We start from the raw sequence: 25,967 nt of genomic DNA, 5'->3' as shown, positions 1-25,967 counted from the left end.
GCCCGGCCGTTTCCGCAGGCGCGTGAGCGGGTACCCCCCCGCCGGGACCCGCGCCGGGCGGCCCGCGACGGAGGAGGCACGCGTGCCGCAGTGGCTCGAAGCCGGGGGGTGGGGCCTGCTGGGCGGGGCCGCGCTCGTGGTGGGCGCCGCCGTGGCGTGGTTCGCGACGGTGCCGTCGAGGGTCGTGGCCGCCGTCATGGCCTTCGGCGCCGGCGTCCTGATCTCCGCCCTGGCCTTCGACCTGGCCGAGGAGGCCGCCGACGAGGGCGGGCTGGTCGCGACGACGCTGAGCTTCCTCGCCGGCGCTCTGCTGTACGTCGCCGCGAACGCCGTGCTGGCCCGCCGCGGCGCCCGCCACCGCAAGCGCTCGGGGGCCCAGCAGCCCTCCGAGGGGCAGCAGGGCGGCAGCGGGGCGGCGATCGCTGTCGGAGCCCTGCTGGACGGCGTCCCCGAGTCGGTCGTCCTGGGGGTGGGCCTGCTCGGCGGCGGTGGGGTCAGCGCCGCCGTGGTCGCCGCCGTGGTGATCTCGAACGTGCCCGAGGGCCTCTCGAGCGTGGCCGGGATGAAGCGGGCCGGGCGCAGCGCCCGCTACGTGTTCGGCGTGTGGACGGGCATCGCGCTGATCAGCGCCGTGGCGGCCGCCGTCGGCAACGCCGCCCTCGGCGGCGCTCCGCCCGAGCTCGTCGCCGGCATCACCGCGCTCGCCGCGGGCGCGATCCTCACGATGGTCGCGGACACGATGATCCCCGAGGCGTTCGAGCGGACGCAGCTGTTCACGGGGCTCATCACGACGCTGGGCTTCCTGGTCGCCTTCACCGTCAGCCGGCTCGGCGGCTGACGGCGGCCGCTCAGCGCAGCAGCCGCAGCCGGCGGGGGCTCCGGCCCACGCGCAGGCGCTGCCCGCGGGTCAGCAGCAGGCGGTCCTCCTCCAGGCCGTCGCCGAAGACGACGAGCTCGTCGCTGAGGACGTCGAGCACCAGGTCGGCGCCGTCGTCGCCGTCGAGGAGCCCCGCGGTCAGGTCCGCGCCCGTGGTGGGCGAGGGCCACGCCTCGCGGACGAACCACGCCAGGCGGTCCTCGGTCGCGCCCGGCAGGGCGACGTCGCCGCCGCGCTGGCGGGCCAGCGAGGCCAGCCAGCCGCTGGCCCCCGTGCCGGTGCCGACGACGACGCCGCTGGAGGCCTGCTCCTCGCTGCGCCCGCCGGGGGTCGTCAGCAGGTAGCGGCTCGTCTGGTGGCTGCGGTGCCCGACGTAGACCTCGTTGAGGGCGTGCAGCTCCTGCCCGTCGTCGGTGACCGCGCGCACCATGGTCCGCTCCTCGCAGGCCGGGCGGGAGACGCTGCGGCGCAGCAGGTCCGCGATCCGGTCGACGGGGTGCGGGACGAGGACGCCGGGGTTGCGGCCGGGGTCGGCGTCGATCCCGACGACGACCTGGCCCTGCAGGTGCTTGGTGACGTTGGCGACGAGGCCGTCCTGCCCGGCGACCACGACGACGTCCTCGGGGGCGAAGAGGAAGCGCGGCAGGTCGGCGCGCTCCACCCGCCCGGAGCGCCAGTCCAGCGGGACGGCCGCGGCCACCCGGGCGAGGACGTCGCGCTGCCGCTCGTCGGCGGCCTCGAGGTCGCCGAGCTCGCGGCCGCGGCTGCGCAGGAAGAACTCGGCCTGGCCGCGGGTGCCGTGGCGGGCGAGCGCGTCGGCGTACGGGGTGCGCCGGTGCACGAGGACGACGCGCGGGGCGAGGCTCACGCGGCGGTCCCGGGGGCGGCGCCGAAGCGGGCCAGCGCGGTGGTCAGCACGTCGGGGCTGAGCACGAGGGTGCCGATGTCGGGCAGCTGACCCGCCAGCTGCCGGACCGCCAGCGCCAGCAGCACCTCGGGCGACGTGCCGGCGACGGCGGCCAGCCGGGCGGCCTCCGCCCCGGCCTCCGCCTCGCCCACCAGGCGGGCGGCGGTGGCGTGCGCCTGGGCCAGGCGCTCCTCGCGCTCGGCCTCGGCCGCGGCGCGGACGGTGTCGGCGGCGGCGGCCTCCTCGGCCGTGCGGCGCTGGTTGGCGCCGCGCTGGGCGACGAGCTGCTCCTCGCGGCGGGCGAGCTCGATCTGGTTCTGCAGCTCGTTCTCGCTGATGGCCCGCTCGCGCTCGACGGCCAGCGCGCGCCGCTGGGAGCTGGCGTGGTCGGCCTCGGTCTGCAGCTGCTCGCGGGTCGGGGTGCCCAGCGCCCGCTCGACCTCGGGTTCGGGGCGGACGGCGACGACCCGGGCGTCGACGAGGGCGATCCCGGTCCCCGCCAGGCGGGGGTCGTCGGTGAGGCCCGCGGTGATGCGCTCGCGGGTGAGGGCGACGCCCGTGAGCAGGACCTCGCGCAGCGGCATCCCCGCGAGGACGTCCAGCACGTGCTGCTGCGCCGTCTCGGTCAGCAGCCCGGCGACCTGCTGCAGCGGCGCCGCGCGCCAGCGGCCCGTGCCGGGGTCGAGGGAGAAGTCGACGCGGGTCGCGGCCAGCTCGGGGTCGGCGATGCGGAAGGTCACGGTGGCCTGGACGGTGACGTCCTGGAAGTCGGCCGTCCGGGCGTGGACGACGAGCGGCAGCTCGCGGTCGTCGACGGGGACCTCCGAGAGCACCGCGACCAGGGGCCGGAACCAGAAGGCCTGCCCGGTGCCGGAGTGGGCGAGGCGGCCGGCGCGGTGGTGGATGACGTGCGCCGTCGGGGTGCTGCGCAGGTGGCGGGTGAAGGGGTAGCGCGTGATGTCGGCCATCGGGTCCTCCTGGGGTTGTTGTCGTCGGGTTGACGATAAGTGGCTCCCGCGCTTGTCGTCAAGACGACGAGAAGGAGCTAGGCTGACGGCGTGCCCGGCTTCCCCGCCTTCGCCGTGACCGTCGACCTCGTCGTCCTGACCGTCCGCGACGGCGGGCTCGCCGTGCTCCTCGTCGAGCGCGGCGAGGAGCCCTTCGCGGGCCGCTGGGCCCTGCCCGGCGGTTTCGTCCGCGCCGACGAGGACCTGCCCGAGGCCGCCGACCGCGAGCTGGCCGAGGAGACGGGCCTGCCCGCGGGCACGGTCCACCTGGAGCAGGTCGCCACCTACGGCGCACCGGGCCGCGATCCCCGCCAGCGGGTCGTGACCGTCGCCTACCTGGCGCTGGCCCCCGACCTCCCGCTCCCCGTCGCCGGCACCGACGCCGCCGACGCCCGCTGGGTTCCGCTGGCCGAAGCGGGACCCCTGGCCTTCGACCACGCCCGGCTGCTCGCCGAGGCGGTCGAGCGCGCCCGCGCGAAGCTGGAGTACACGCCGCTGGCCACGGCGTTCTGCCCCCCGGAGTTCACGGTCGCGCAGCTGCGGCGCGTCTACGAGGCCGTCTGGGGCCGGGCCCTGGACGCGCGGAACTTCCACCGCAAGGTGACGGGCGCGGCGGGGTTCCTCGAACCCGTCGGCGCCACCACCGCGCGCGACGGCGGCCGCCCCGCGCAGCTGTTCCGCCGCGGTCCCGCCACCTCCCTGCACCCGCCGCTGCTGCGCGGCTGACGCGGGCGGACCCGCTCCGACCGCGCGGGCACGTCCACCGGACACCGAGCGTCCAGCACAGGTGACCCACAGTCGGCACTCAGCAGAACTCCTGGTGGGGCGTCACCCGGTCGGAGTAGCGTCCCGCCCGCAGCGGCGGCCGACGGAGGCCCCGCGGACCGGAGGCGTCATGTCGCACCGTCGTCGTTCAGCACTGGTCATCACGCTCGCCGCCGTCGCGGGCGCCGCGCTCGCGGCCCCGGCGACGGCGGCGCCACCGACACCCGCTCCCCCACCCCTGACCGTCGTGGCGCAGGGGCTCGACGACCCGTACGGCCTCTCGTTCCGCGCGGGGAAGTTCTACGCGGCCGAGAACACCACCGGGGAGGTCAGCGGTTTCGTCCGCGGCGGCAGCGGACCCGTCGTGCGGGCGAGCGGCTTCGCCGGTCCCGCCGGCGTCGACCGCACCGCGCACGACCTGCTCACGGTCACCGGCGAGGGGGAACCCGGAACTGCCGGCGCCTCCACCCTCTACGTCTCCTCACCGAGCAGCGCGCCGCGGCCGCTGGCCGACCTGGCCGCGTACGAGCTCGCCGAGAACCCCGACGGCCAGCGGCAGTTCGGCGACGACGGCCAGCCGCTGGACGCCCTCAGCAACCCCTTCGCCGTCCTCGGCGGCCGGGGCGGGCACGAGCGGTTCGCCTACGTCGCCGACGCGGGCGCCAACGCCGTGCTCGCCGTCGACCGGCACGGGACGGTGAGCACGTTCTTCGTCCCGCCCGTCGTGACCAGCGGGGGCTGCGCGGGCGCGCCCAACAACGACCCGGAGCACACGGGGTGCGACGCGGTGCCGACCGGGCTCGCGTTCGGGCCGGACGGTTCCCTGTACGTCTCCGCGCTGACGAGCCAGGTCCCGGGCGAGGGACGCGTCTACGTCCTCGACGCCCGCACCGGCGAGCTGCGGCGCACGCTCACCGGCCTGTCGGGCCCGACCGGGGTGGCCGTCGGCGACGACGGTTCCGTCTACGTCTCGGAACTGCTGGAGGGAGCACCTCCCGGGGAGGGGCCTCCCCCTGCCGGCTTCGACCTCTCCACCGTCGGCCGGATCGTCCGCGTCGCGCCCGATGGCGCGCGCTCGGTCGCCCAGGTCACCATGCCCCTGGGCCTGCGCTGGGCCGACGGGGCGCTGTACTCCACGGCCTGGAGCGTCGCGGGCGCGTTCCTCGGGCAGTCCGGTGCCGGTCAGGTCGTGCGGGTCGACGCCTCGGCGTTCTCGGCCGGGAGCTGACCTCGGGGTCCCGGGCCGGGGCAGGGCCGGCCCGGGACCCGTCGTCACGCAACCGTGAACGTCGGTCGCACAGCGAAGTTCTCACCCGTTCGGCCCATCCACCCGTCCACCCGTTCCGAAGGGAGCTCACCGGCCCGCACTCCGCGGGAACCACCGGGAGCTCGCAGCCGGACGACGCCGCACGCGGGCGTCGTCTCACTCAAGGACGAGGTGGCAGGATGTTCGGCAAGAACCTGGTCGTCGACATGGTCGACCGCAGCGCAGAGACCCCCGCGGACCGACGCAAGTTCCTCCGGGGCGCAGGCCTCATGGGGATGGGCGTCCTCGGCGCCGCCGCGGTCAGCACCGGTACCGCCGACGCGGCGTCCGCGTCCTCCCCCACCACGGGGGGCGGCGGTCCCAGCGACGCCACCGTCCTGAACTTCGCCCTCAACCTCGAGTACCTCGAGGCGGAGTTCTACTCCTTCGCCGCGTACGGCCGCGGTCTCGACGACTCCAGCACCACCGGCACCGGCAAGCGCGGCCGGGTGACGGGAGGCCGTCAGGTCCCCTTCAAGAGCAAGAAGATCGCCGCGTACGCCAAGGAGATCGCGGGTGACGAGGTCGCCCACGTGAAGTTCCTGCGCAGCGCCCTCGGGCGCTCCGCGGTCTCGCGCCCGGCCATCGACCTGCGGGACAGCTTCACGGCCGCGGCGCAGGCGGCGGGCCTCATCGGCAAGGGGCAGGTGTTCGACCCCTACGCCAACGAGAACAACTTCCTGCTCGCGGCGTTCATCTTCGAGGACGTCGGGGTCACGGCCTACAAGGGCGCGGCGCCGCTGATCACGAACAAGACCTACCTCGAGGCGGCGGCGGGCATCCTCGCCGTCGAGGCCTACCACGCGGCCACGGTCCGCGGCGTGCTGTACGACGTCGGCCTCGCGGACGCCACCGTGAAGATCTCCGACGCGCGCGACTCCCTGGACGGCTCGAGCGACCTCGACCAGGGCGTCGTGCTGGGCAAGGGGAAGAAGGCGGTGGTGAACATCGTGCCGACCGACAAGAACGGCATCGCGTTCAGCCGGACCCCGGGCCAGGTGCTGAACGTCGTCTACCTGAACCCGGGCAAGGTCGACCGCGGCGGGTTCTTCCCGGCCGGCGTCAACGGGGACGTCCGCGTCAGCGGCTGATCCCCTCACCACGCGACCGGCCGGTGGGTGCCCCCGCGAGGGGGTGCCCACCGGCCGGTCCGGCGTGGCCGTCAGAACGAGTCGCGCAACCGGCCCAGGACCGGTGTCCACCCCACGACGGTGGTCTCCGCGATGATCCCGCCCTGCAGGGCGAACGGGTCCTCCTCGAGGACCGTCCGCACCGCCTGGGCGTCCGCCGCCTCGAACACGAGGAAGGCGCCGTCGGCGTCGGTCGGCCCGGAGATCACGAGGGTCTCCCCCAGGTCCCCGAGCCACTCGCGGTGCGTGGGGCGCACGGTGTCGCGCGTGTCGGTGTCGGCGGTGTACTGGTACGTGGCGACGAAGTAGGGCACGGGCGCGACGCTACCGCCCGGCGGGCCCGGCCGCCCCCGTCGGCGGCCTGCGGCTCAGGACGGGCCTCGCTTCAGGACGGGCTGCGACTCACGACGGCGTCCCGCGCCGCCGCTGACCGCGGGCGGCCTTGACGACGACGACGTCGGCCGCCAGCAGGAGGACGAGCACGCCCACGAGGGCGAGGGCGGGCCGGCCGGTGAGCTCGGCGTGGACGGTGACGCCGAGGACGAGCAGCGTCATCGCGACGAGGAGACCGCCGAACGTCTCGAGGTGCTGGGCGTTGCGGCGGGCCCGGACGAGGTCCCGGCCGACGCCCTGGCGGTCGCGGGGTGTGGACACGGCGGTCTCCTCCTCGGGGTCTGTCAGCTCTTCACGCCGCCGGCCGTGAGGCCGGAGACGATGCGGCGCTGGAAGACGAGCACCATGATGATCAGCGGGACGGTGACGATCGTCCCGGCGGCCATGACGGCGGTGTACGGCTCCTGGTGCGGCTGCGCGCCGGCGAAGCTGGCGATGGCCACCGTCACCGGCTGCACCTTGTCCCCGCCGAGCTGGCTGGCCAGCAGGAACTCGTTCCAGGCCGCGGTGAAGGCCAGGATCGCGGTCGTGAAGATCCCCGGGGCGGCCAGCGGGAGGATGACCTTGACGAAGGCCTGACCGGGGGTGCACCCGTCCATGCGGGCCGACTCCTCCAGCTCCCAGGGCATCTCGGTGAAGAAGGCCGTGAGCGTGTACACCGTCAGCGGCAGCACGAAGGAGATGTTCGGGATGATCAGGGCCTGGTAGGTGTTCAGCCAGCCGAGGTCGGTGAACAGCTGGAAGAGCGGCGTGACCAGGGCGACGCCGGGGAACATCGAGGCGCCGAGGATGAGGCCCAGGACGTAGAACTTCCCGCGGAACTCCAACCGGGCCAGGGCGTAGGCGGTGAAGACGCCCACGACGAGGCCGACCGCGGTGGTGGCCGCCCCGATGACCACGCTGTTGAGCAGGGCGCGCCCGAAGTGGTTGCCGCGCGACGTCGAGAACGCGGTGGCGTAGTTCTCCAGCGTCGTGTGCGTCGGCCACGGCGTGGTGTCGAAGGTGTAGCCCACGTCGCGGAAGCTGGTGACGATCATCCAGTAGAACGGCAGCAGCCCCCACAGGCAGATGAGGACGACACCGGCGTAGGTGAGGATCCCACCGCGCACGTCGCGGCGCTGGACGATCTGGACACCGGAGCTGGTGACCGTCCGGTTCCGCGACCCGCCCTTGGTGGTGCTCGTCGTGGTGGCCATCTCAGCCCGCCTTCTTCGTCTTCGGGGCCCGCTGCTCGGTGACGTTGGCGCCCAGGAACTTGATGAAGATGAACGCCACCGCGAACACGATGAGGAACGTCAGGGTCGACAGCGCCGAGGCGGCGTTGAAGCCCGACCTGACCTGGTCGACCACCAGCATCGACAGGGTGGAGGTGTCGCCGGCCCCGCCGGTGAGGATCTTCGGCAGGTCGTACATCCGCAGCGTGTCCAGGGTGCGGAAGAGGACCGCGACCATGAGCGCGGGGCGGACCAGCGGCAGCGTGATGAACCGGAACCGCTGCCAGGCCGAGGCCCCGTCCATCTTGGACGCCTCGTACACCCCGCCGTCGATGACCTGCAGGCCCGCGAGGATGAGCAGCGCCATGAACGGCGCGGTCTTCCAGGTGTCGGCGATGATGATGGCCGCCTTGGGCGGCCAGCCGTCACCGGTCCACAGGATGTTGGTGCCCAGGACCTTGTTGGCGATCCCGTCGTAGGCGAAGATGAAGTACCAGAGCTTCGCGGTCACGGCAGTGGGGATCGCCCACGGCACCAGGACGCTGGCCCGCAGGATCCCGCGGCCCTTGAAGTTCCGGTTCATGACGAGGGCGAAGACCAGCCCGAGCAGGGTCTCCAGCGAGACGGCCACGACCGTGAAGAGGAACGTCACCCCGGTCGACGTCCAGAACTGCGAGCCGAGGGTGCCCGGGGGGCAGCTGAACGCGCCGGACCCGCAGTCCTGCAGGAGCCAGAGCTTGTAGTTGGCGACCCCGGCGAAGCCGCCCTCGACGAAGAGCCCCGTCGCCGGGTCCAGGCCCGCGTCCTTGGTGAACGACTGCGAGACGGCCGTGACGACCGGGTAGAGGATGACGATCGCGAGGAGCACGATCGTGGGGGCGATCAGGACGGCGGCGCGCCGGCCGGAGCCGTCGTGCAGGCTCTTGCGCTTCGCCCCCGGGTCCAGCGGGGGCTTGCCCTGCGCGAACTCGCCGGTGACCACACCGGAGGTGGTGCTCATGGGTCCTCCTCAGGACTCGGCGCCGGGGGCGGGACGACGTCGTCCCGCCCCCGGTGCGTGGGTCCGGGTCACTGACCGCCGCTGATGGCGTTCTGGACCGCGGCCTGCATGTCGGTCAGCGCGGCATCGGTGGTCTTGCTGCCGGAGAGCGCGGAGAAGGCGTTGTCCTGGATGGCCTTGGTGACGGCCGGGTAGAACGGCGTCACGGGCCGCGGCACGGCGTTCTCGATCGAGGTCTTCAGCTCCGGCAGGTACGGGAACTGCTCGACCAGGGCGGGGTCGTCGTAGAGCGAGGCGATGACCGGGGCCGCGGAGCCCTGGGTCAGCCAGTCGTTCTGGATCTCCTCGGACTGCAGGAACTTGATGAACTCCAGAGCGGTCTTCTTGTGGTCGGAGTACACGCTGATGCCGGCAGCGTGACCGCCGAGGCTCGACGCGCCGGGCTTGCCGTCGCCGTCGCCCGGGAGCACCGCGACGCCGAAGGTGTCCTTCACCGTGGAGGAGCCGTCGGTCTTGGCCAGGCTGTAGACGTAGGGCCAGTTGCGCAGGAAGAGCAGCTTGCCGTCCTCGAAGGACTGCCGGCCCTGCTCCTCCTGGTAGGTGGTGGCCTGCTTGGGGATGTCGCCGTCGGCGAAGCCCTTGACGAGCGCGTCGAGGCCCTTCTTGGCCTCGGGGGTGTCCAGGGTGGCGGTCTTGCCGTCCTCGGACAGGATCGAGCCGCCGAAGGTGTTGATCGCCTCGGCCACGTTGACGGTCAGGCCCTCGTACTGCGCGTACTGCCCCGCGTAGCAGTCGATGCCGTTCTGGGTGGCGATGTCGCACATGGACATCAGCTCGTCCCAGGACTTCGGCGGGGTGGGCACGAGGTCCTTGCGGTAGTAGAGCAGGCCGCCGTCGGAGCTCGTGGGGCCCGCGAAGAGCGTCTTGTTGTAGGTCTCGGCGGTGACGGTGGCCGGCAGCAGCGTGGAGGTGTCCAGCGCGTAGTCCCCGGTCAGCGGCTGCAGCCAGCCCTTGGCGGCGAACTCCGACGTCCAGATGTTGTCGACGCTGACGACGTCGTAGTCGGCGTTCTTCGCCTGGAAGTTCTGCACCAGGTCGTCGTGCTGCTGGTCGGCCTGGTCGGTCTGCTCCTTGAGCGTGACCTTCTCGTCGGGGTGCGCCGCGTTCCACTTGTCGATGGCGGGCTGGACGATGTTGCTGTTGTCCTTGCCCTGCACGTAGGTGATCGGGCCGGTCGCGGCGCCGGCGGCCGCGGCGTCGGTGGCGCTGCCCCCGTCGTCGCCCCCTCCCCCGCAGGCGGACAGGACGAGCACGCCGGTGGCCGCGGCCGCCGCGGCGAAGGTGACCTTGCGAGAGAGCATGGACTTGCCGAACACAGCGTTCTCCTCTTCATCGAGTGTCGGCGGAGGCGCCTGCGGGCCGTGACCGGAACGTCCGGTGGCTCGCGCGGGTCCCCGTCCGGGCTCGTCTGCGAGCCCGGTCCGACCGAGGAGATGGAACACCCCGGGCCCCCCTCCGTCAACGAGCAACGCGCAAGCAAGCAAACGCTTGCTCGACCGTTCCTGCACGTCAGGGGCACGCAAACGTTTTTGTTGCAATGTGGTAACACTGGATCACCGAGCGGCAAGGGCGGCTCCGCGACGGCACTGGACCGGCGGTGTCCCCGTGGTGTTGCATCGCGCCATGCCCGCACCGACGCGACACCCCACCCGGCCCCTGCGCCGACCGGTCGGCCCGGCGACGGAGGTCCGGATGGCCGACGTGGCCGCGCGGACCGGGGTGTCCCTGTCCACGGTGTCGCGGGCCCTGCGCGGGCTCGAGGGCGTCAGCGAGGGCACGCGCGAGCGGATCCGGGAGGTCGCCGCCGAGCTCGACTACGTCGTGAGCCCCGAGGCGTCGGCCCTGTCCGGACGGGCCACGGGCCGGGTCGCGGTGGTGACCCACGACCTGCCCACCTGGTACAGCAGCTCGCTCATCGTCGGCCTTGAGCGGGAGCTGCGGCCCGCCGGCCTGGACCTCCTCGTCCGCTGCGTCGACGACCCCGACGACCGGGTGCACTTCTTCGCCGAGATCCCCCTGCGCCGCAAGGTGGACGCGGTCGTCGTCATCGCCATCGCCCTGCGGCCGTCGGAGCTGGCGAAGCTCCACGACCGGGGGGTCGCCGTGGTGGCCGCCGGCAGCCACAGCGACGGCGTGCCCTCGGTCGCCATCGACGACGAGCTGGCCGCCCAGCAGGCCGTGAACCACCTCCTGCAGCTGGGCCACACGCGCATCGCGCTGCTCAACACCATCGCCGCGACCGACCGCGCGTGGCAGGCCCAGCGCGACCGGGAGGCCGGCTACCGGACGGCGATGGCGGCGGCCGGCGTGCCCGTCGACGAGGACCTGGTCGTCTCCTGGGCCGAGGGCTCCCGCGGGGGCGCCGAGGGCATGGACCGGCTGCTGTCCGGCCGGCGGTCGCCGAGCGCCGTGTTCGCCTTCTCCGACGAGGTCGCGCTCGGCGCCATCCGCAGCCTGCGGCGGGCGGGCATCGACGTGCCCCGGCAGCTCTCGGTCGTCAGCATCGACGACCACCCCCTCGCCGAGCTCACCGACCTGACCACCGTCGCGCAGGACCCGGGGGCCCTCGGTCGGGCCTCCGCGCAGGTCGTGCTCGACCTCCTGGCGGGCCGGGCCCCGCGCACCGTGGGGCCGTTCCCCACCCGGCTGGTCGTGCGGGGCACGACGGCGCCGCCCCCGTCCTGAGCGCCGGCCCGGCACGCACGAGGGCGGGCCCACCGGTCGTCCCGGTGGACCCGCCCTCGTCGTGCGGGGGGTCAGCCCTTGACGGCGCCCGACGCGAGGCCCGCCACGTAGAAGCGCTGCAGCGCGACGTAGAGGATGACGCAGGGGATCATCGCGACGACCGCGCCGGCGACGAGGTAGCCGTAGTTGACCGCCCCGTACGCGCCGGACTGCAGGTTCACCAGTGACAGCGGCAGCGTGTAGAGCCGGTCGTCGGTGAGGAAGGTCAGCGCCCCGAGGAACTCCGTCCAGGAGGCCAGGAAGGCGTACAGCGCACTGGTCGCCATGCCGGGCACCAGCAGCGGGCGCAGCACCGAGAACAGCGTCCGGAAGGTGCCGGCGCCGTCGACGTGCGCGGAGTCCTCGATCTCGGCGGGGATGCCCTCGAACGCGTTGCGCATCACGAACACGCCGAACGGCAGGTTGACCGTGGAGTAGAAGAGCACCAGGCCGAGCCGGGAGTCCGTGAGGCCCATGGCGTTCATCTGCAGGTACAGCGGCGTGATGATCGCCTGGAACGGCACCATCATCGTCACGACCACGAGCCCGAACAGCCACTTGCTGCCCCGGAAGTGGAAGCGCCCGAACCCGTAGCCGGCCAGCGTGGCCAGGACGGCGGTGAGGACGGCCGTCGAGACCGCCACGACCAGGCTGTTCCCGACGGCCCGCCAGATGTCGGCGTCCCCGGAGAACAGGCCCGTGAAGTTCGCGGTCGTGAGCTTCGACAGCGACGACCACGTCGGGTCGGTCGCGATGATCGCGTCGTTGGGCTGGAACGAGCGCAGGATCGACCAGGCGAGCGGCACGACGAAGACGAGGGCCGCCAGCACGCCGCCGACGACGTAGAGGACGGTCTTGGTGCGGCTCTCGGAGCGGGTCTGGTCGCTGCGGGTCCCGACGTGCGGGGTGCGCCGCGGGCGGACTGCGGCGGGGCGTTCGGTCAGGGTCGCCATCGGGGTTCCTCAGTCCTTCTCGCGCAGCAGGCGGAACTGGACGGCCGTCACGAGCCCGATGACGACGACCAGGACGATCGACAGGGCGGAGGCCGCGCCCAGCTGGAGCTGGACGAACCCTCGCTGGTAGACGTACTGGACGACGGTCTGGGTGTCCGTCCCGGGCCCGCCGCGGGTGAGCACGTAGAACTGGGTGAAGGCCAGCAGCGAGCCGATGACCGAGATGACCAGGCTTATGGCGATCGTCGGGCGCAGCAGCGGGATCGTGATGCTCCGCTCGCGCTGCCACCAGCCGGCGCCGTCGATCTCGGCCGACTCGTAGACGTCGCGCGGGATGCCCTGCATGCCGCCCATGAGCAGGACCATCGTGAGCCCGGACACGGCCCACACGATCATCACGATGATGAGGCCGGTGGCCAGCGGGCCGTCGGCCAGCCAGGCCGTCGTCCCGTCGGTGATGCCGAGGCCCTGCAGCACGAGGTTCACGGCCCCGGAGCTGGGCTGCGCCTCGAGGACCAGCAGGAAGCTCAGCGTCGTGAGCCCGATGACGTAGGGCAGGAAGAACAGCGTCCGCAGCAGGGTGGAGCCGCGCCGGTTCGAGCGCACCACGACGGCCAGCAGGTAGCCGAGCACGAGGATGGGCAGCGTCACGACGGCCGTGTAGAGCACGGTGTAGCCGACCGACTTCCAGAACACCGGGTCCTTCGCCACACCGGCGTAGTTGGAGAACCCGACGAAGTCGTAGGAGCCGATGAGCGGCCAGTTCGTCAGCGACATGTAGACGGCGAAGACGAGCGGCACCAGGACGAAGACGGTGACGAAGGCCAGCGCGGGCAGCGTCAGCAGGACCCCGGTGCGCGGCGGGTGGGTCAGCGACGCCGGCTTCCCGGCGGGGGTGCTGCGCACGCGGGGGGCGGCGGGGGCGGGACGACCCGCGACGACGCTCACAGCTGCGCCTGCTCGAGGATGCGGTCGAAGTCCTTCTGGCCCTGCGCCAGGGCACCGTCGAGGTCCTCGTCGAAGACGGCCCGCCGGAACGCCGCGATCCACGGCGAGTCCTGCTGGTTGAAGAGCAGGTTGTAGGCCAGGGTCACCGGCGCGTACGCCGCCTCGATGTCCTCCAGCGGCGCGACGGCGAGCGGGAACTCCGCCCGGTACTCCAGCGTCGCCGCGTCGGAGCGGACGGGGATGTACCCGCCGGCCGGCAGGTTGGTCTGCTGCGGCAGGTCGAGGGCGAAGCGGGCGAACTCCCACGCGCCGGAGGCGTTGCCCGCACCGCGCGGGATGCAGAGGTTGTCGCCGCCGGCGAACGTGGCGCGCCCGCCGTCGGGGCCGGGCAGCAGGACGACACCCGTCTTGGCGCGCATCTCGGGGGTCGCGTTGAGCGCGGCGACGGAGAAGTTGCCGGGGAACATCCCGACGGTCCCCTCGCGGAAGTCCGCGCCCCAGCGCGAACCATCACCGGAGAAGTTCGTCTGCGGCATGAGGCCCTCCTTCCACATGGTCTGGTAGAGCTCGAACGTGCGGCGCACCGCGTCGTTGCCGGCCACGTCGCCCTTCTGGGCGCCGACCTCGCCGACGACGTTCGGCGACTTCGCGGCCCAGATGTGCGGCTGCACGACGAAGCCGAGGATGCCGGCGGCGTTGCCGTCGACGGACCAGCCGAACGTCCCGTCCCCCAGGCCGTGGATGGCGCGGGCCGCCTCGAGGATCCCGTCGAAGTCCGCCGTCGCCGTGACCGGGTCGATGCCGGCCCGGTCGAACAGCTCGGTGTTGTAGAACAGCGCCGAGTTGTCCGCGATGTAGGGGACGCCGTAGTTGCGGTCGTCGCGGACGGCCAGCCCGAGCTGCCCGGGGTTGATGCTGTCCGCGAAGTCGAGCCCCTGCACCAGCGGGGTGAGGTCGGTGAAGGAGTCGCGGTAGATGAAGAGCATCGAGTTGATGTCGTCGATGTCCACGATGTCCGGGACGTTCCCACCGCGGATCGCGGTGGCCAGCTTGGTGACGTACTGGGCGTCGAGGACGGGGGTGACCTCGACCGTCAGGCGGTCCTGCGACGCGTTGAACGCGTCGACGACCTGCCGCACGCCCACGACGGTCGCGGCGCGGCACCACAGGCGGACGGTGCCCGTGGCGCCCTCCCCGAAGCCGGCCGCGCTGACGTCGGCCTCGGGGAGGGTGGAGGCGCAGGAGGGCAGCAGCGCGGTGAGCGCGGTGAGCCCTCCCAGGCCCAGGACGTTCCTGCGGGAAAGCTCCATCGCGTCTCCTCCAGGTCCGGGTGGGGTGCTCAGGCGCGCGGGAGCCAGACGCGCATGGCGCCCAGGTCCCGGTTCGCCCACGCGTAGTACGGGACGGCGTCGACCGTGACGGCCTCACCGGTGGAGGCCGCGGGGGCCTCGTCGCCGGCCGGCCGGTACAGCGGGCCGCTCGCGGCGCCGGCCGCGTGCCGCACGGGCAGCCGCAGGACGGTGACGCCGCCCAGCAGGTCGGGGCGGTGCTCGGCGTCCGCGGTGCGCAGCTCCGCGACGCGGACCCGCACGTCGTCGGCGGACAGGTCGGCGGGCAGGTCGGGCTGCTCGACGCAGTAGACGAGCGGGCCGCGCTCGACGACGACGGCGCCGCGGACGGCGTCGACGCGGGCGTCGGCCTCCAGGACGCGCACCTGCAGCGGCAGCACGAGCTCGACGACGTCCCCGGCCGCCCAGGCCCGGGTGACGCGCAGGTACTCACCGGGCGTCGCCGCGACGGAGGAACCCGCGACGGTGGCGGTGGCGCCCTCGGCCCAGGCCGGGACGCGCACGGCGAGCTCCCACTCCCCCGCACCGGGTTCCGTCACCTCGACGCGGACGGTGCCGTCCCACGGGTAGTCCGTGGTGACGCCGAAGGCGATCCCGCCGGCGACGTCCGCGCGGACGGTGCCGGTCGCGAACTGGTGCAGCTGCACGCCCTCCGCGGAGCTCGTCGCGAGGTAGGCGTCGAGGCTGGAGAGGGTGCGCATGATGTTCGGGGGGCAGCAGGCGCAGTCGAACCACGGGCGGCGGCCGTTGGCGACGCTGCGCTCCTCGTCGGGGTGGGCCCCGTCGCGCAGCTGGAGCGCGTTGACGTAGAAGTACTCGGCGCCGGCGAGGGAGACGCCCGGCAGGAACGCGTTGTAGAGGGTGCGCTCGACGAGGTCGGCGTAGCGCGCCTCACCCGTGGCCAGCAGCATCCGCCACGTCCACTGCACGCTGCCGATGGCGGCGCAGGTCTCGGCGTAGGCCCGGTCGGGGCTGAGCTCGTAGTGGTCGCCGAACTGCTCCATGTCCCAGCGGGCCCCGATGCCGCCCGTGACGTAGGTCTTCGTGGCGAGCATGCCCTCCCACTGCGTGGTCAGGGCCGCGAGGAGTTCCGCGTCCCCCGTCTCGGCGGCCACGTCGGCCGCGCCCGCGGTGAGGTAGACGGCGCGCACGGAGTGACCCTCGACGGTCGTCTGCTCCCGCACGGGGACCCGGTCGGAGAAGTAGGTCGGGGCCTTGCCGTGGTTCTCGATGATGCCGTGGCCGCGGGCGTCCACGAACCAGCGCGCGAGGTCGAGGTAGGCCTGCGTGCCCGTCTCGCGGTAGAGCTCGACGAGGCCCATCTCCACGACGGGGTGACCGTCGACGTCGACCGTGCGGCCCTCGCCGAACGTGGCGACCAGGTGGTCGGCGAGCTTCACCGCGACGTCGAGCAGCCCGGTCTCGCCGGTGCCGCGGACGATGGCGACCGCGGCCTGGAACAGGTGGCCCGCGCAGTAGTGCTCGTGGCTCCACGGCAGGTCGGTGTAGCGCCGTCCCTCGCCGCGCACCTGCTGCACGGAGTCGAGGTAGCCGTCGTCGGCCTGCGCCGCGGCGACGACCTTCGTCACCTCGCGGATCCAGCCGAGGACCTCCTCGTCGGCCTCGCGGGCGTACTCCCAGGCGGCGGCCTCGAGCCACTTGTAGACGTCGGAGTCCATGAAGATCGGCCCGCGGACCTCGCCCGTGGCGACGCCCGCGGCGATGCGGAAGTTCTGCAGGTTGCCGGCGGTCTCGAGCTTCTCGTAGCCGGTGCGGATCGCCTGGCGGCGGTTCGCCTCCTGGCGCTCGGCCCAGAAGCCGCCGGCGATGCGCGCGGCGCCGAGCGGGACGGGGCGCAGCACGACGGACGCGGCGCGGGTGGGGGCGGCGGGGGCGACGGCGGTGCGCCCGGCCGAGGTGGTGGTGGTCATCGAGCTCTCCATCGAGTCGCAGCGACGAGGACGTCGCGGAACGTACGGAACACGTTTTCTGCGACGACGGTAGGCCCGCGGCTCCGGACCGTCAAGGCACCGGAGCCACTTCCCAGCCCCGGCCCAGCTCGCGCCTCCCGGACGCTACGATGACGCTTCGGGCGCGACGACGAGGGGCGGAACGTGACGGAAATCGGTGTTCCGGCCCGGATCGTCGACGTCGCTGCGCTCGCGGGCGTCGCGCCCGGGACCGCGTCGAAGGCCCTCAACGGCACGGGGCAGCTGCGGGCCGAGACGCGCGAGCGCGTCCGCCGCGCCGCCGAGCAGCTCGGGTTCACGCCCGACTCCCTGGGCCGCGGGCTGTCCTCGGGCCGCAGCTACACGGTAGGGCTCATCACGACGGACAGCTTCGGGCGGTTCTCGATCCCCGTGATGCTCGGCGCCGAGAACGCGCTGGGGGCGGGCGAGATGGTCGTCCTGCTGTGCGACAGCCGCGACGACCCGGTGCGCGAGCAGCACTACCTGCGGACCCTGCTGGCCCGCCGCGTCGACGGCATCATCGTCACCGGCCGCCGGACGGAGCCCCGCACGCCCGTCGCGGCACCGGAGCACCTGCCGGTCGTCTACGCGTTCACGCCGTCGCAGTCGCCGGCGGACACCTCCCTCGTCGTCGACCAGGCCGGTGGCGCGCAGAGCGCGGTGCGCCACCTGCTGGACCTGGGCCGCACGCGGCTCGCGCACGTCACCGGCCCCGCCGACCACCACGCCTCCGTCGTGCGGCGGGAGGCGGCCGTCGCCGCGGCGGGCGACACCCTCGTCGCCCCGGCGCTGCACGGGGACTGGAGCGAGCGCTGGGGCCGCACGGCCGCCGAGATCCTGCTGCGCCGCCACCCGGACGTCGACGGGATCACCTGCGGCAGCGACCAGATCGCGCGCGGCGTGTGCGACGGGCTGCGCGACGCGGGCCGCCGGGTCCCCGACGACGTCGCCGTCGTGGGCTTCGACGACTGGGACGTCATCGCGCTCGCCTCGCGCCCGCCGCTGACGACCGTGGCCCTGGGCCTCGAGGCGATGGGTCGCCGGGCCGGCGAGCTCCTGCTCGACGCCGTCGCGGGCCGCCCGAGCGTGGGGACGACGACGATGCCGACGCGGCTGGTGGTGCGGGACTCCACCGTCGGGCGCTGACGGGGTCGCGAGCCGGCGGCTCACGCGTCAGGCGGCGAGGTCTAGGCGTCGGCGCAGGTCCGCCTCGATGCCCGACCGGTACCGCTCGGGCGGCAGGACAGAGTGACCGAGCACCGGTGGGGGTGAGCTCGCGTACGTGTGGCCGGTGGGGGTGGTCAGGGTGGTGACGCCGCTGACGGGATCCCGGACAGAGCGGAATCCGGGGAGTTCCTTGGTGTGATTGCACGCCTCGCAGAGCCCTTGTCCGTTGTCCGCGGTGGTCGGGCCGCCGCGGGCGTGGGGTTGGACGTGGTCGAGGTGGCGGATCGGGGCGTCGCAGAACGGGGTCGCGCAGCGCTGGTCGCGGGCGCGCAGGAACGCGGCCAGGCCGGCGGGGAACGCCCGTTGTCTGGACTCCAACGCGACCAGCTGCGAGCTGTCCGGGCTGGTGAACAACCGCCGCACCCACGCCTGGCCGGCTTCGGCGGCGCAGGCGAGGAGTTCGCGGGCGATGGCGGCCGGCACCGGTCCGTGACCCGGGACGCTGGCCGAGACGTCACCGGCGTCGAGGAGGGTGTCCGTCGGCATCACGAGGTGGACGACGACGGGCACGGGGTCGGTGTGCGGGTTCCGGCCGGTGATCCGCTGGACGAGGGTGTCGGCCATGACCTGACCCCGACCTCGCTCGTCGCCGGGCTCCCGGGAGGCGGCGTGCTTCGAGACGGCCGTCAGCAGAGCCGCGTGGACCGCGACCCCGTCGGCGACAGGCAGCAGTGCGGTCACGTACGTCATCGTGTCCGGCGCGGGGCGGATCGAGACGCAGCGCTCGTTCGCCGCCTTCCTCGCCCGCGCGACCGCGGAGGCCGGGTCGACCTGCTGGGCCAGGGCCCGCGCGGACCCGATGACCGAGGCGGCACCGATTCCGGGCCGGGAGAACTCCCCGGCCAGGGCCGCGTCGACACGAGCTCGGTCCTCCCGTGCCAGGCACACGGTGGCCTGCACGACCTTGGTCGCGGTCCACTCCTCGACCACCCCCGACCGGAGCGCCGCCAGGGTTTCCGGCAGGTCATCGACGAGGGCGAGAGCGGCACCGACGAGACGCCCACCCTGGTGCGGCGACACCCGTCGAGCGGCCGCGACCTGCGGGCCCACCGACTTCCCCCGCTTCGCCGCGGGAACTCCGGCCGCCGCCTCAGCGGTACGCACCGAACGAGACAACACCGCGGTCGCACGGGCCTGCACCGCGGCCAGTGCCCGCTTCGCGAGTTCCGCCGCCGCGATCACGTCGACGAGTTCGGCGTCCGACGAACCGCACTGGACGGAGAGGTCCACCGCCTCGACCGCGTTTCGCAGCTCCTTCACCGGAGACGCTGCGGGAGTAGTGGACACGTGTTCGATCCTACCGTTCCCGCCCCCGCCGAACAAGGGCGTCGCCGTCACTTGTCAGCCAGGGGCGGCGACGCCCCGCAGCGCGGTGAACAGCTCGTCCGCGAGGACGGTGAGGGGCGGCGGATCGGCCCGGGTGGCCCACGCGTCGAACGCGAGCCGGAACACGGTGACGCCCGACTCCGCCGCGAGGGTCGCGGTGGGTTCCGGGACACCGCGGCCGCGGAGGGCGTCGGCGAGCGCCGCGGTGAGGGTGGCGAGCTTGACCCGTTCCCGCTCCTGCAGCTCCGGCGTCGAGGTCACGACCGCGTGCCGCCGCCGGACCGCGTCGCGGTCCTGGAGGAAGTACGCGGCGGAGGCGTGCACGGCCGCGACCACGGCCTCCAGGGGCGTGGCCCCGTCCGGGGCGCCGACGAGCGCGGTGACCATGAGCTCCTGCAGCCGCGCGGAGCCCTCGAACAGCACCTCGCGCTTGTCGGCGTAGTGCCGGAAGAACGTGCGCTTGGTGAGGCCAGCGCGCTCGGCGATCTGCACGACGGTCGTGTCCTCGAAGCCCTGCTCGTCGAAGAGCTCCACGGCCGCCTGCCGGAACCGGTTCCGGGCGTCCGGCTGCCATCGACCCACGGGCCCACCTTAGCGATGGCACCCGGTGACATGACCGTGTACCGTCATGTCACCAGGTGACATCAGACCTGCCCACCGACCACGGGAGTCCAGCTCATGCGCGTCCTCGTCACCGGAGCCTCCGGCTTCGTCGGCTCCGCCGTCGTCCCCGAACTCCTCGCCGGCGGGCCACCAGGTGGTCGGGCTCGCCCGCTCCGAGGCCTCGGCCGCCGCTCTGACCGCCGCGGGTGCCGAGGTGCTCGCGGGCGACCTTGACGACCTCGACGCTCTGCGTGCCGGCGCCGCCGCCAGCGACGGCGTCGTCCACCTGGCCTTCCGCCACGACTTCTCCGACATGGCAGGCGCCGCGCGCACGGACCTGGCCGCCGTCGAGGCGTTCGGCGACGCGCTGCGCGGCAGCGACCGGCCGCTCGTGATCGTGGGTGGCACCCTCGGCCTGGCCACGGGCCGCCCCGGCACCGAGCTGGACCAGCCGGCCGAGGACGGGCCCGCCGGCGGCCGCGCCACGAGCGCGCGCGCCGCCCGGGCGCTGGCCGGTCACGGCGTGCGCTCCTCCGTCGTCCGGCTCGCCCCGACCGTCCACGACCGCGGGGACCGGGGCTTCGTGCCCACCCTCGTCGAGGTCGCCCGCAGGACCGGCGTCTCCGCCTACGTCGGCGACGGCACCCACCGCTGGCCCGCCGTGCACCGGCTCGACGCGGCCCGGCTCTTCCGCCTGGCCGTGGAGGCGGCGCCCGCCGGGAGCACGCTGCACGGCGTGGCCGAGGAGGGCGTGGGCACCCGGGAGATCGCCGAGGCGATTGGGCAGCACCTCGGCGTGCCGACCGCGTCGGTCGCCCCTGAGGAGGCCGCGGCCCACTTCGGGTGGATCGGGCTGTTCTTCGCGGCGGACCTGTCCGCGTCCTCCGTCCGCACGCAGGAGCTCCTCGGCGGGCGGCCCACGCACGCCGGCCTGCTCGAGGACCTCGCGACGTCGTACTTCACGACCGTCTGAGACCGCGACCGTCTGAGACCAAAGCCCGACCGCCCCGCCGGCGAGTCGGCTCAGACGCCGCCGCAGACCCGGTTGCGCCCGGCGGCCTTGGCCGCGTACAGCTCGACGTCGGCGCGGCGCAGCAGGCTGAAGTGCGTGCTGTCGTCGTCGGCGACCGCGACGCCCGCGCTGACGGTGACGCTGCGGCCCGGGGTCGTCGAGGACCAGTCGTGCTCCTCGACGGCCCGGCGCACGGCGCCGATGCGCTGCATGGCCTCGGCGGCGGTCGTCGCCGCCAGCACCAGCAGGAACTCCTCACCGCCCAGCCGGGCGGCCAGGCCGGAACCCTCCGGCAGGTCCGCGACGGAGGCGGCGAGCAGTTCCGCGAACGTCACGAGGACGTGGTCGCCGGCCTCGTGGGAGTAGACGTCGTTGACGGCCTTGAAGTGGTCGAGGTCGAACAGGGCGGCGACGACGAGCATCCCGCCGCGCGTGCGGGCGTCCAGCAGCGCGGGCAGCCGCTCCCCCACCGCCAGCCGGTTGTGCAGGCCGGTCAGCGGGTCGCGGCGGGCCTCCTCGCGGAAGCGGGCGGCGTCGGCGCGGGCCTGCGTGGACTCGTACATCGCCTGCCGCGCACGGGACTGCGCCTCGCGCTGCAGCGAGACGAGCTCCTTGTCGGCCAGGTGGAACGCCTTGTGGGCCTCCAGCGCCCCGCGGAAGTCGCCGCGCGCGGCCAGCAGCTCGGCCTCCTCCTCGAAGACCCGGGCCGTCAGCTCGGAGAACCCGTGCGAGGCGACGATCTCGCGGGCCCGGCCGAGGTGGCCGGCGGCCGTGTCGAGGTCGCCGAGGTGGCGGTGGGCGATGCCCAGGGTGAGGAGGATCTCCGGCAGGTCGTCGCGGCCCTTGTTCCCCTTGACCGTCAGCAGGCCCAGGGCCTCCTGCGCGGCCGCGACGGCCAGCTCGGGGCGGTGCTGCATGAGGTGGATGTGCGCGAGCGTGTCCAGCTCGTCGGAGTTCAGGGGGTGGCCGTAGCGCTCCGCCAGCTCCACCAGGTGCTCGGCCCCCGCGACGGCCCGCTCGGTGTCGCCCAGGGACAGCTCCGTGTAGGCGCGGTTATTCACCGCGCGCAGGTGCAGCTCCGGGTCGCCGACGGCGAGCTGCTCGGCCTGCTCGTAGCGCTCGCGGGCGCCCTCGACGTCGCCCACGGCGTCCAGGACGTCGCCGTACTTGATGGTGAACTGGATCCGCAGCCGCGGCGGGATGTCGTCGCCCAGCCACCGGGCGGTCTCGACGGCGTGTTCCAGCGCGGTCGCGCTGTCCCCGATGTTCGAGCAGACCCGCATGAGGACCCAGCCCGTGCGGACGCGGTGCTCCGCCGAGAGGTCGGGGCGGGTCTCGCGCACCGCGGTGACGATGCGGGCGGCGTCCGCGACACCGCCCAGGCGGTGCAGGGCGTCGGCCTCCAGCACGAGGGCGTGCACCACGACGTCGTCGTCGTCGGCCTCCTGGGCCACGGCGAGCAGCGCCCGCGCCCGCACGAGGCAGGGCTCGGGGTCCAGGCCCACGCGCAGCAGCAGGTCGTCGACCTCGCGGCGGGCGGCCGCGCGGTCGTAGGGGCCGGCGACTGGGAGCGCCGGGGCGACAGCAGCCAGCACGCGCACCTCCCCGGTCGACGGTCGTCCTCTCCAGGGGACCATCGGCCACCCGGCGCCGCTCCTCGAGGCGCGCCGGGTGTGACGTGCGCCTCAGCCGACGACGCGCCTCAGCCGACGACGAGGTCCAGCCGCCGCGACTGGTCGGAGGCGAACTTCCGCTCCGGGTCCACTGCGTCGCGCACCTTCCGCCACGCCGGCAGCTGCGGGTACATCCGGGCGAAGCGCTCGGCCGTGGTGCGGGAGTCCTTGGCCAGGTACAGGCGGCCGCCGGCGTCCAGGACCATCTCGTCGAGGGTGTCGCAGAGCCGGTCCAGGCCCTCGCGCGCGGGCAGGTCGACGGCCAGCGTCCAGCCCTCGGTGGGGAAGGACAGCGGCGCGTCGTTGCCCGGGCCGAAGCGCTTGAGGACGTTCAGCGCCGAGATGTGCCCGGACTCGACGATCGCCTCCATGCTGGCGCGCAGGACGTCCTCGCGGCCGAAGGGCACGACGAACTGGTACTGCAGGAACCCGTTGGGGCCGTAGGCGCGGTTCCAGTCCGCAAACAGGTCGAGCAGGTGGTAGAACTGCGTGATGTTCTGCACCACACCGGATTCGGTGTGGGACTTGCGGTAGTAGAACTCGTTCAGCGCCTTCGCCGAGAGCCGGTTCAGCATCCCCGACGGGAACAGGTCGGGGAAGGACGCGAGCTGCGGGGCGTCGAACTTCAGCGGGTCCTTGCGGAGGTTCTTCGGCAGGTCCTCGAGCTTCGCGCTGGAGCCGCGCAGCAGGAACCCGCGCCCCATGTGCTCGCCCTTGGTCACGGAGTCGAACCACGTCTTGGAGTAAGTGTACTTCTCGTCGTTGCGCTGCAGCCGCTCGAGGAGCTCGTCGAAGCCCGGGGCCTGCTCGACGTCGGCGAGGAAGTAGGACGTCTCGACGCGGTCGAGGCGGATGGTCGCGCGCAGCACGATCCCGGTCAGGCCCATGCCGCCCGTCGTGGCCAGGAACAGCTCGCGCTCGGGGCCGTCCGGCGTCAGCGTGCGCACCGTGCCGTCGGCGGTCAGCAGGTCCATCGACAGGACGTGGCGGGTGAAGGTGCCCTGCGTGTGGTGGTTGCCGCCGTGGATGTCGGCGCCGATCGCGCCGCCGACGGTGACCTGGCGGGTGCCGGGCAGGACGGGGACCCACAGCCCGTGCGGGACGACCGTGCGCAGCAGGGTGTCCAGCGAGACCCCCGCGTCCACGACGGCGACGGCCTCGTCGACGTCGATGCGGTGGATGCGGTTCAGCGCCGTCATGTCGATGACCAGGCCGCCGGCGTTCTGCGCCGGGTCGCCGTAGCTGCGGCCCAGGCCGCGGGCGATGACGCCGCGCGGGCCGGCGGTGCGCACGGCCTCCGCGAGGACGTCGAGGTCGGCCGTGCGCAGGACCGTCGCCGTCGTCGGGGCCGTGCGCCCCCACCCCGTCAGCCGCGCCGTGCGGCGCGCGGGCACCGTCTCGTCGGCGCTGCTGCGATCGAGGACGTTCTTCAGACCAGGGAGGCTCACCACGCGGCGAGCCTAACCGCCGGGCCGCTCCCCGCCGCCCGGAGCGGCCGCGCCCGGAGGACCCGCGGGCGCGGGCCCGGCGTGCGCGGGCGCGGTGTGCACGGGGCCGGGGACGTCGCTGAGCCGGCGGCCGCTGCCGCCCCAGCGCAGGGCCAGCACCTCCGCGGCGATCGACACCGCGGTCTCCTCGGGCGTGCGCCCGCCCAGGTCCAGCCCGATCGGCGAGGACAGCCGGGCCAGCTCGGCCTCGGTGAGCCCCGCCTCGCGCAGCGCCGCCAGCCGCGCCTCGTGCGTGCGGCGGCTGCCCATCGCCCCCACGTAGGCGGCGGGCGTGCGCAGCGCGACCTCCAGCAGCGGCACGTCGAACTTCGGGTCGTGGGTCAGCACGCAGATGACCGTGCGGTCGTCGACCGGGGCCGTCGCGAGCCAGCGGTGGGGCCACTGCACGACGACCTCGTCGGCGTCGGGGAAGCGCGCCGCCGTCGCGAAGACCGGCCGCGCGTCGCACACCGTGACCCGGAAGCCGAGGAACTTGCCCATCCGCACGACGGCCCCCGCGAAGTCGATGGCGCCGAAGACGTGCATCCGCGGCGGCGGCGCGCAGGACTCGACGAACAGCGCCAGCTCGTCGCCCCGGCGCTCGCCGTCCGGTCCGAGGTGGACGACGTCCGTGCGTCCCGCGGCCAGCAGGCCCCGGGCCGCGTCCGCGGCCGCGGCGTCCAGGCGCGCCGAGCCGAGGGAGCCCGCGGTCGCGTCCTCCCCGACCACGAGGCGCGCGCCGAGCGCCCCGGCCCCGCCCGCCACCGTGACCAGGGCCGCGGCGCGCTCGCCGGTCAGGTCGTCCTGCAGCGCCTGCAGCAGCGGCACGTCGTCCGCCGTCACGGGAGCGACCACCAGCTCCAGCACGCCACCGCACGTCAGGCCCACCGCGAAGGCCTCGTCGTCGGAGACGCCGTAGGTGACGGCGACGGCCTGCCCCGACGCGACGACCTCCAGCGCGAGGGTGTGCACGGCCCCCTCGACGCACCCGCCGGAGACGCTGCCGACCACCTCGCCGTCGGCGGCGACCGCCATCGAGGCCCCCGCGGGCCGCGGGGAGCTGTTCCACGTCCGGACCACGGTGGCCACGGCGCAGCCGCGGCCCTCGCCGGCCCAGCGCAGGACCGCGGGCAGCACGTCACGCACCCGGGGTCCCCTCGCCGGCGCGCAGCTCCCACAGGCCGTAGCGCACCGTGCGGGAGTACTCGTCGTGCCGCCAGGCCGGGACGTCGCGGTAGGACGACGGGGCGAGCCCCGCGGCCGTCACCGCGGCCAGCTGGGCGGTGACGTCGTAGGCGTACATCGGCACCCCCGGCAGGCCCTCGTCGGAGAACGCCTCCCGGGAGCGGCCCGCCGGCGCGCGGCGGTCCTCGACGACGCCCACCAGGAGCCGCGCCCCGGGCGCGCACGCGGCCGCGAGGTGGCGCAGGGTCGCGGGGAGGTCGCGGCAGAACTCCAGGCAGCCGACCGCGACGACGACGTCGAAGCGGCCCCACCCCGCGGGCAGCGGGTCGTGGAGGTCGTGCTGCTCGTAGGTGCCGTCCGGCCGCCGCGCGCGCGCCGCGGCGAGCATCCCCGGCGACACGTCGAAGCCCGTGACGGAGACGCCGGGCGGGAGCTCCGCCGTCAGCTGCCCCGGCCCGCACCCGACGTCGAGCACCCGGCGGCCCGGCGCCACGGCGTGCAGGAGGAACTCCGCGACGAGGGGGCTGTAGTGCTCCAGCGTGCGCCACCCCGCGACGTAGGAGGGGGCGGAGTCGTCGTAGTACAGCGCGAGGGCCTCGCGCGGTGTGGCCTCCCGGCTCACGCGTCAGGCGCGGGCTCGGCGGCGTCCTCGGCGCCTGGTTCCGACTCCGTGGTGGAGAGGGGCTCGCTCCCCGGCGGGGTGACGTCCTCGACGGCGGCAGAGGCGGGGGCCTGCGAGAAGTCCGGGACCGACGACATGGCCCCAGCGTCCCAGCGCGGCGCACGGCGGGCGAACCGGTGCCGCCGCCCGCAGCCCGCAGCCCGCAGCCCGCCGCCCGCAGCCCGCAGCC

The 25,967-nt window shown here is 74.0% G+C and carries 24 protein-coding genes and 1 pseudogene; 7 read left to right on the top strand and 18 right to left on the bottom strand.

Annotation, left to right across the window (positions count from 1 at the left end; translation table 11 throughout):
• Nucleotides 1-82 precede the first annotated feature (82 nt).
• Nucleotides 83-838, top strand: coding sequence for a ZIP family metal transporter (locus F1544_RS06125; RefSeq protein WP_167583316.1), 756 nt, complete (start codon nucleotides 83-85; stop codon nucleotides 836-838).
• Nucleotides 839-848: 10 nt separating this feature from the next.
• Here F1544_RS06125 and F1544_RS06120 read toward each other — a convergent pair whose 3' ends face one another.
• Both F1544_RS06120 and F1544_RS06115 read right to left on the bottom strand, forming a co-directional pair.
• Nucleotides 849-1,745: a hypothetical protein gene (locus F1544_RS06120; RefSeq protein ID WP_167583314.1), complete on the bottom strand. Its 897-nt coding sequence runs from the start codon at nucleotides 1,743-1,745 to the stop codon at nucleotides 849-851.
• Nucleotides 1,742-2,752, bottom strand: a complete 1,011-nt coding sequence (locus tag F1544_RS06115) for an SPFH domain-containing protein (protein ID WP_167583312.1) — start codon at nucleotides 2,750-2,752, stop codon at nucleotides 1,742-1,744. Before F1544_RS06115 ends, F1544_RS06120 begins: the two co-directional genes overlap by 4 nt.
• A 90-nt stretch (nucleotides 2,753-2,842) precedes the next feature.
• Here F1544_RS06115 and F1544_RS06110 point away from each other — a divergent pair, with 90 nt between their 5' ends.
• The 3 genes from F1544_RS06110 to F1544_RS06100 all read left to right on the top strand — a co-directional run bounded on the left by F1544_RS06110 (nucleotide 2,843) and on the right by F1544_RS06100 (nucleotide 5,953).
• Complete coding sequence (locus tag F1544_RS06110) at nucleotides 2,843-3,517, top strand: NUDIX hydrolase (protein ID WP_167583310.1); 675 nt, start codon at nucleotides 2,843-2,845, stop codon at nucleotides 3,515-3,517.
• Nucleotides 3,518-3,686: 169 nt separating this feature from the next.
• A complete protein-coding gene (locus F1544_RS06105) occupies nucleotides 3,687-4,784 on the top strand; it encodes a ScyD/ScyE family protein (RefSeq protein WP_167583308.1) in 1,098 nt (365 codons plus the stop codon).
• A gap of 218 nt (nucleotides 4,785-5,002) precedes the next feature.
• Nucleotides 5,003-5,953 (top strand): ferritin-like domain-containing protein, encoded by a 951-nt coding sequence (locus tag F1544_RS06100; protein WP_167583306.1) that lies wholly within the window; start codon nucleotides 5,003-5,005, stop codon nucleotides 5,951-5,953.
• A gap of 71 nt (nucleotides 5,954-6,024) precedes the next feature.
• Here F1544_RS06100 and F1544_RS06095 read toward each other — a convergent pair whose 3' ends face one another.
• From F1544_RS06095 to F1544_RS06075, 5 genes are all read right to left on the bottom strand, one after another.
• Nucleotides 6,025-6,306 carry a YciI family protein gene (locus F1544_RS06095; protein WP_167583304.1) on the bottom strand — a complete coding sequence of 94 codons (282 nt, stop codon included), beginning with the start codon at nucleotides 6,304-6,306 and terminating at the stop codon, nucleotides 6,025-6,027.
• Nucleotides 6,307-6,394: 88 nt separating this feature from the next.
• On the bottom strand, nucleotides 6,395-6,646 hold the full coding sequence (locus tag F1544_RS06090; protein WP_167583302.1) for a hypothetical protein: 252 nt from the start codon (nucleotides 6,644-6,646) through the stop codon (nucleotides 6,395-6,397).
• 23 nt (nucleotides 6,647-6,669) lie between these two features.
• A complete protein-coding gene (locus F1544_RS06085) occupies nucleotides 6,670-7,581 on the bottom strand; it encodes a carbohydrate ABC transporter permease (protein WP_167583300.1) in 912 nt (303 codons plus the stop codon).
• Nucleotide 7,582: 1 nt separating this feature from the next.
• Nucleotides 7,583-8,599 carry a carbohydrate ABC transporter permease gene (locus F1544_RS06080; RefSeq protein WP_167583298.1) on the bottom strand — a complete coding sequence of 339 codons (1,017 nt, stop codon included), beginning with the start codon at nucleotides 8,597-8,599 and terminating at the stop codon, nucleotides 7,583-7,585.
• 68 nt (nucleotides 8,600-8,667) lie between these two features.
• Nucleotides 8,668-9,960, bottom strand: coding sequence for an ABC transporter substrate-binding protein (locus tag F1544_RS06075; protein ID WP_167583497.1), 1,293 nt, complete (start codon nucleotides 9,958-9,960; stop codon nucleotides 8,668-8,670).
• Nucleotides 9,961-10,282: 322 nt separating this feature from the next.
• On the opposite strand from F1544_RS06075, the gene F1544_RS06070 reads away from it, so the two are divergent.
• Complete coding sequence (locus F1544_RS06070) at nucleotides 10,283-11,344, top strand: LacI family DNA-binding transcriptional regulator (protein WP_167583296.1); 1,062 nt, start codon at nucleotides 10,283-10,285, stop codon at nucleotides 11,342-11,344.
• A gap of 71 nt (nucleotides 11,345-11,415) precedes the next feature.
• Here F1544_RS06070 and F1544_RS06065 read toward each other — a convergent pair whose 3' ends face one another.
• Genes F1544_RS06065 through F1544_RS06050 form a run of 4 tightly spaced genes read right to left on the bottom strand, consistent with a single transcriptional unit; the run spans nucleotide 11,416 to nucleotide 16,564 of the window.
• Nucleotides 11,416-12,336 carry a carbohydrate ABC transporter permease gene (locus F1544_RS06065; protein ID WP_167583294.1) on the bottom strand — a complete coding sequence of 307 codons (921 nt, stop codon included), beginning with the start codon at nucleotides 12,334-12,336 and terminating at the stop codon, nucleotides 11,416-11,418.
• A gap of 9 nt (nucleotides 12,337-12,345) precedes the next feature.
• Nucleotides 12,346-13,284: a carbohydrate ABC transporter permease gene (locus F1544_RS06060; RefSeq protein ID WP_308469901.1), complete on the bottom strand. Its 939-nt coding sequence runs from the start codon at nucleotides 13,282-13,284 to the stop codon at nucleotides 12,346-12,348.
• On the bottom strand, nucleotides 13,281-14,594 hold the full coding sequence (locus F1544_RS06055) for an ABC transporter substrate-binding protein (protein WP_167583292.1): 1,314 nt from the start codon (nucleotides 14,592-14,594) through the stop codon (nucleotides 13,281-13,283). Before F1544_RS06055 ends, F1544_RS06060 begins: the two co-directional genes overlap by 4 nt.
• 29 nt (nucleotides 14,595-14,623) lie before the next feature.
• Complete coding sequence (locus F1544_RS06050; protein WP_167583290.1) at nucleotides 14,624-16,564, bottom strand: glycoside hydrolase family 127 protein; 1,941 nt, start codon at nucleotides 16,562-16,564, stop codon at nucleotides 14,624-14,626.
• A gap of 183 nt (nucleotides 16,565-16,747) precedes the next feature.
• Between F1544_RS06050 and F1544_RS06045 the strand changes: the two genes are divergently transcribed.
• The gene (locus F1544_RS06045) at nucleotides 16,748-17,749 is read left to right on the top strand and encodes a LacI family DNA-binding transcriptional regulator (protein WP_167583288.1); all 1,002 of its coding nucleotides are present in this window, start codon (nucleotides 16,748-16,750) and stop codon (nucleotides 17,747-17,749) included.
• Between the two features lie 27 nt (nucleotides 17,750-17,776).
• Here the strand turns inward: F1544_RS06045 and F1544_RS06040 are convergent, their stop codons facing one another.
• Together F1544_RS06040 and F1544_RS06035 are read right to left on the bottom strand one after the other, a co-directional pair.
• Nucleotides 17,777-19,090, bottom strand: coding sequence for an HNH endonuclease (locus tag F1544_RS06040; protein WP_208971372.1), 1,314 nt, complete (start codon nucleotides 19,088-19,090; stop codon nucleotides 17,777-17,779).
• An 81-nt stretch (nucleotides 19,091-19,171) separates the two neighbouring features.
• Nucleotides 19,172-19,738: a TetR/AcrR family transcriptional regulator gene (locus F1544_RS06035; RefSeq protein WP_167583286.1), complete on the bottom strand. Its 567-nt coding sequence runs from the start codon at nucleotides 19,736-19,738 to the stop codon at nucleotides 19,172-19,174.
• A 96-nt stretch (nucleotides 19,739-19,834) separates the two neighbouring features.
• Here F1544_RS06035 and F1544_RS06030 point away from each other — a divergent pair.
• A pseudogene (locus tag F1544_RS06030) lies at nucleotides 19,835-20,732 on the top strand (SDR family oxidoreductase).
• 50 nt (nucleotides 20,733-20,782) lie between these two features.
• Here the strand turns inward: F1544_RS06030 and F1544_RS06025 are convergent.
• From F1544_RS06025 to F1544_RS23390, 5 genes are all read right to left on the bottom strand, one after another.
• On the bottom strand, nucleotides 20,783-22,366 hold the full coding sequence (locus F1544_RS06025; RefSeq protein ID WP_167583284.1) for a diguanylate cyclase: 1,584 nt from the start codon (nucleotides 22,364-22,366) through the stop codon (nucleotides 20,783-20,785).
• A gap of 107 nt (nucleotides 22,367-22,473) precedes the next feature.
• Nucleotides 22,474-23,838: a decaprenylphosphoryl-beta-D-ribose oxidase gene (gene dprE1, locus F1544_RS06020; RefSeq protein ID WP_167583491.1), complete on the bottom strand. Its 1,365-nt coding sequence runs from the start codon at nucleotides 23,836-23,838 to the stop codon at nucleotides 22,474-22,476.
• Nucleotides 23,839-23,904: 66 nt separating this feature from the next.
• Complete coding sequence (locus F1544_RS06015) at nucleotides 23,905-25,077, bottom strand: XdhC family protein (protein ID WP_167583282.1); 1,173 nt, start codon at nucleotides 25,075-25,077, stop codon at nucleotides 23,905-23,907.
• Entirely contained in the window at nucleotides 25,070-25,738 is a 669-nt protein-coding gene (locus F1544_RS06010; protein ID WP_208971371.1) for a class I SAM-dependent methyltransferase, read from the bottom strand. Before F1544_RS06010 ends, F1544_RS06015 begins: the two co-directional genes overlap by 8 nt.
• A partial coding sequence (locus tag F1544_RS23390) for a hypothetical protein (protein WP_208971370.1) occupies nucleotides 25,735-25,967 on the bottom strand: 233 nt, incomplete at its 5' end. The genes F1544_RS23390 and F1544_RS06010, both read right to left, overlap by 4 nt.

This window comes from Kineococcus rubinsiae (assembly GCF_011839805.1).
GTDB lineage: Bacteria > Actinomycetota > Actinomycetes > Actinomycetales > Kineococcaceae > Kineococcus > Kineococcus rubinsiae.
The sequence above is the reverse complement of the archived record's forward strand: the minus strand, read 5'-3'. Positions and strand labels throughout refer to the sequence as shown.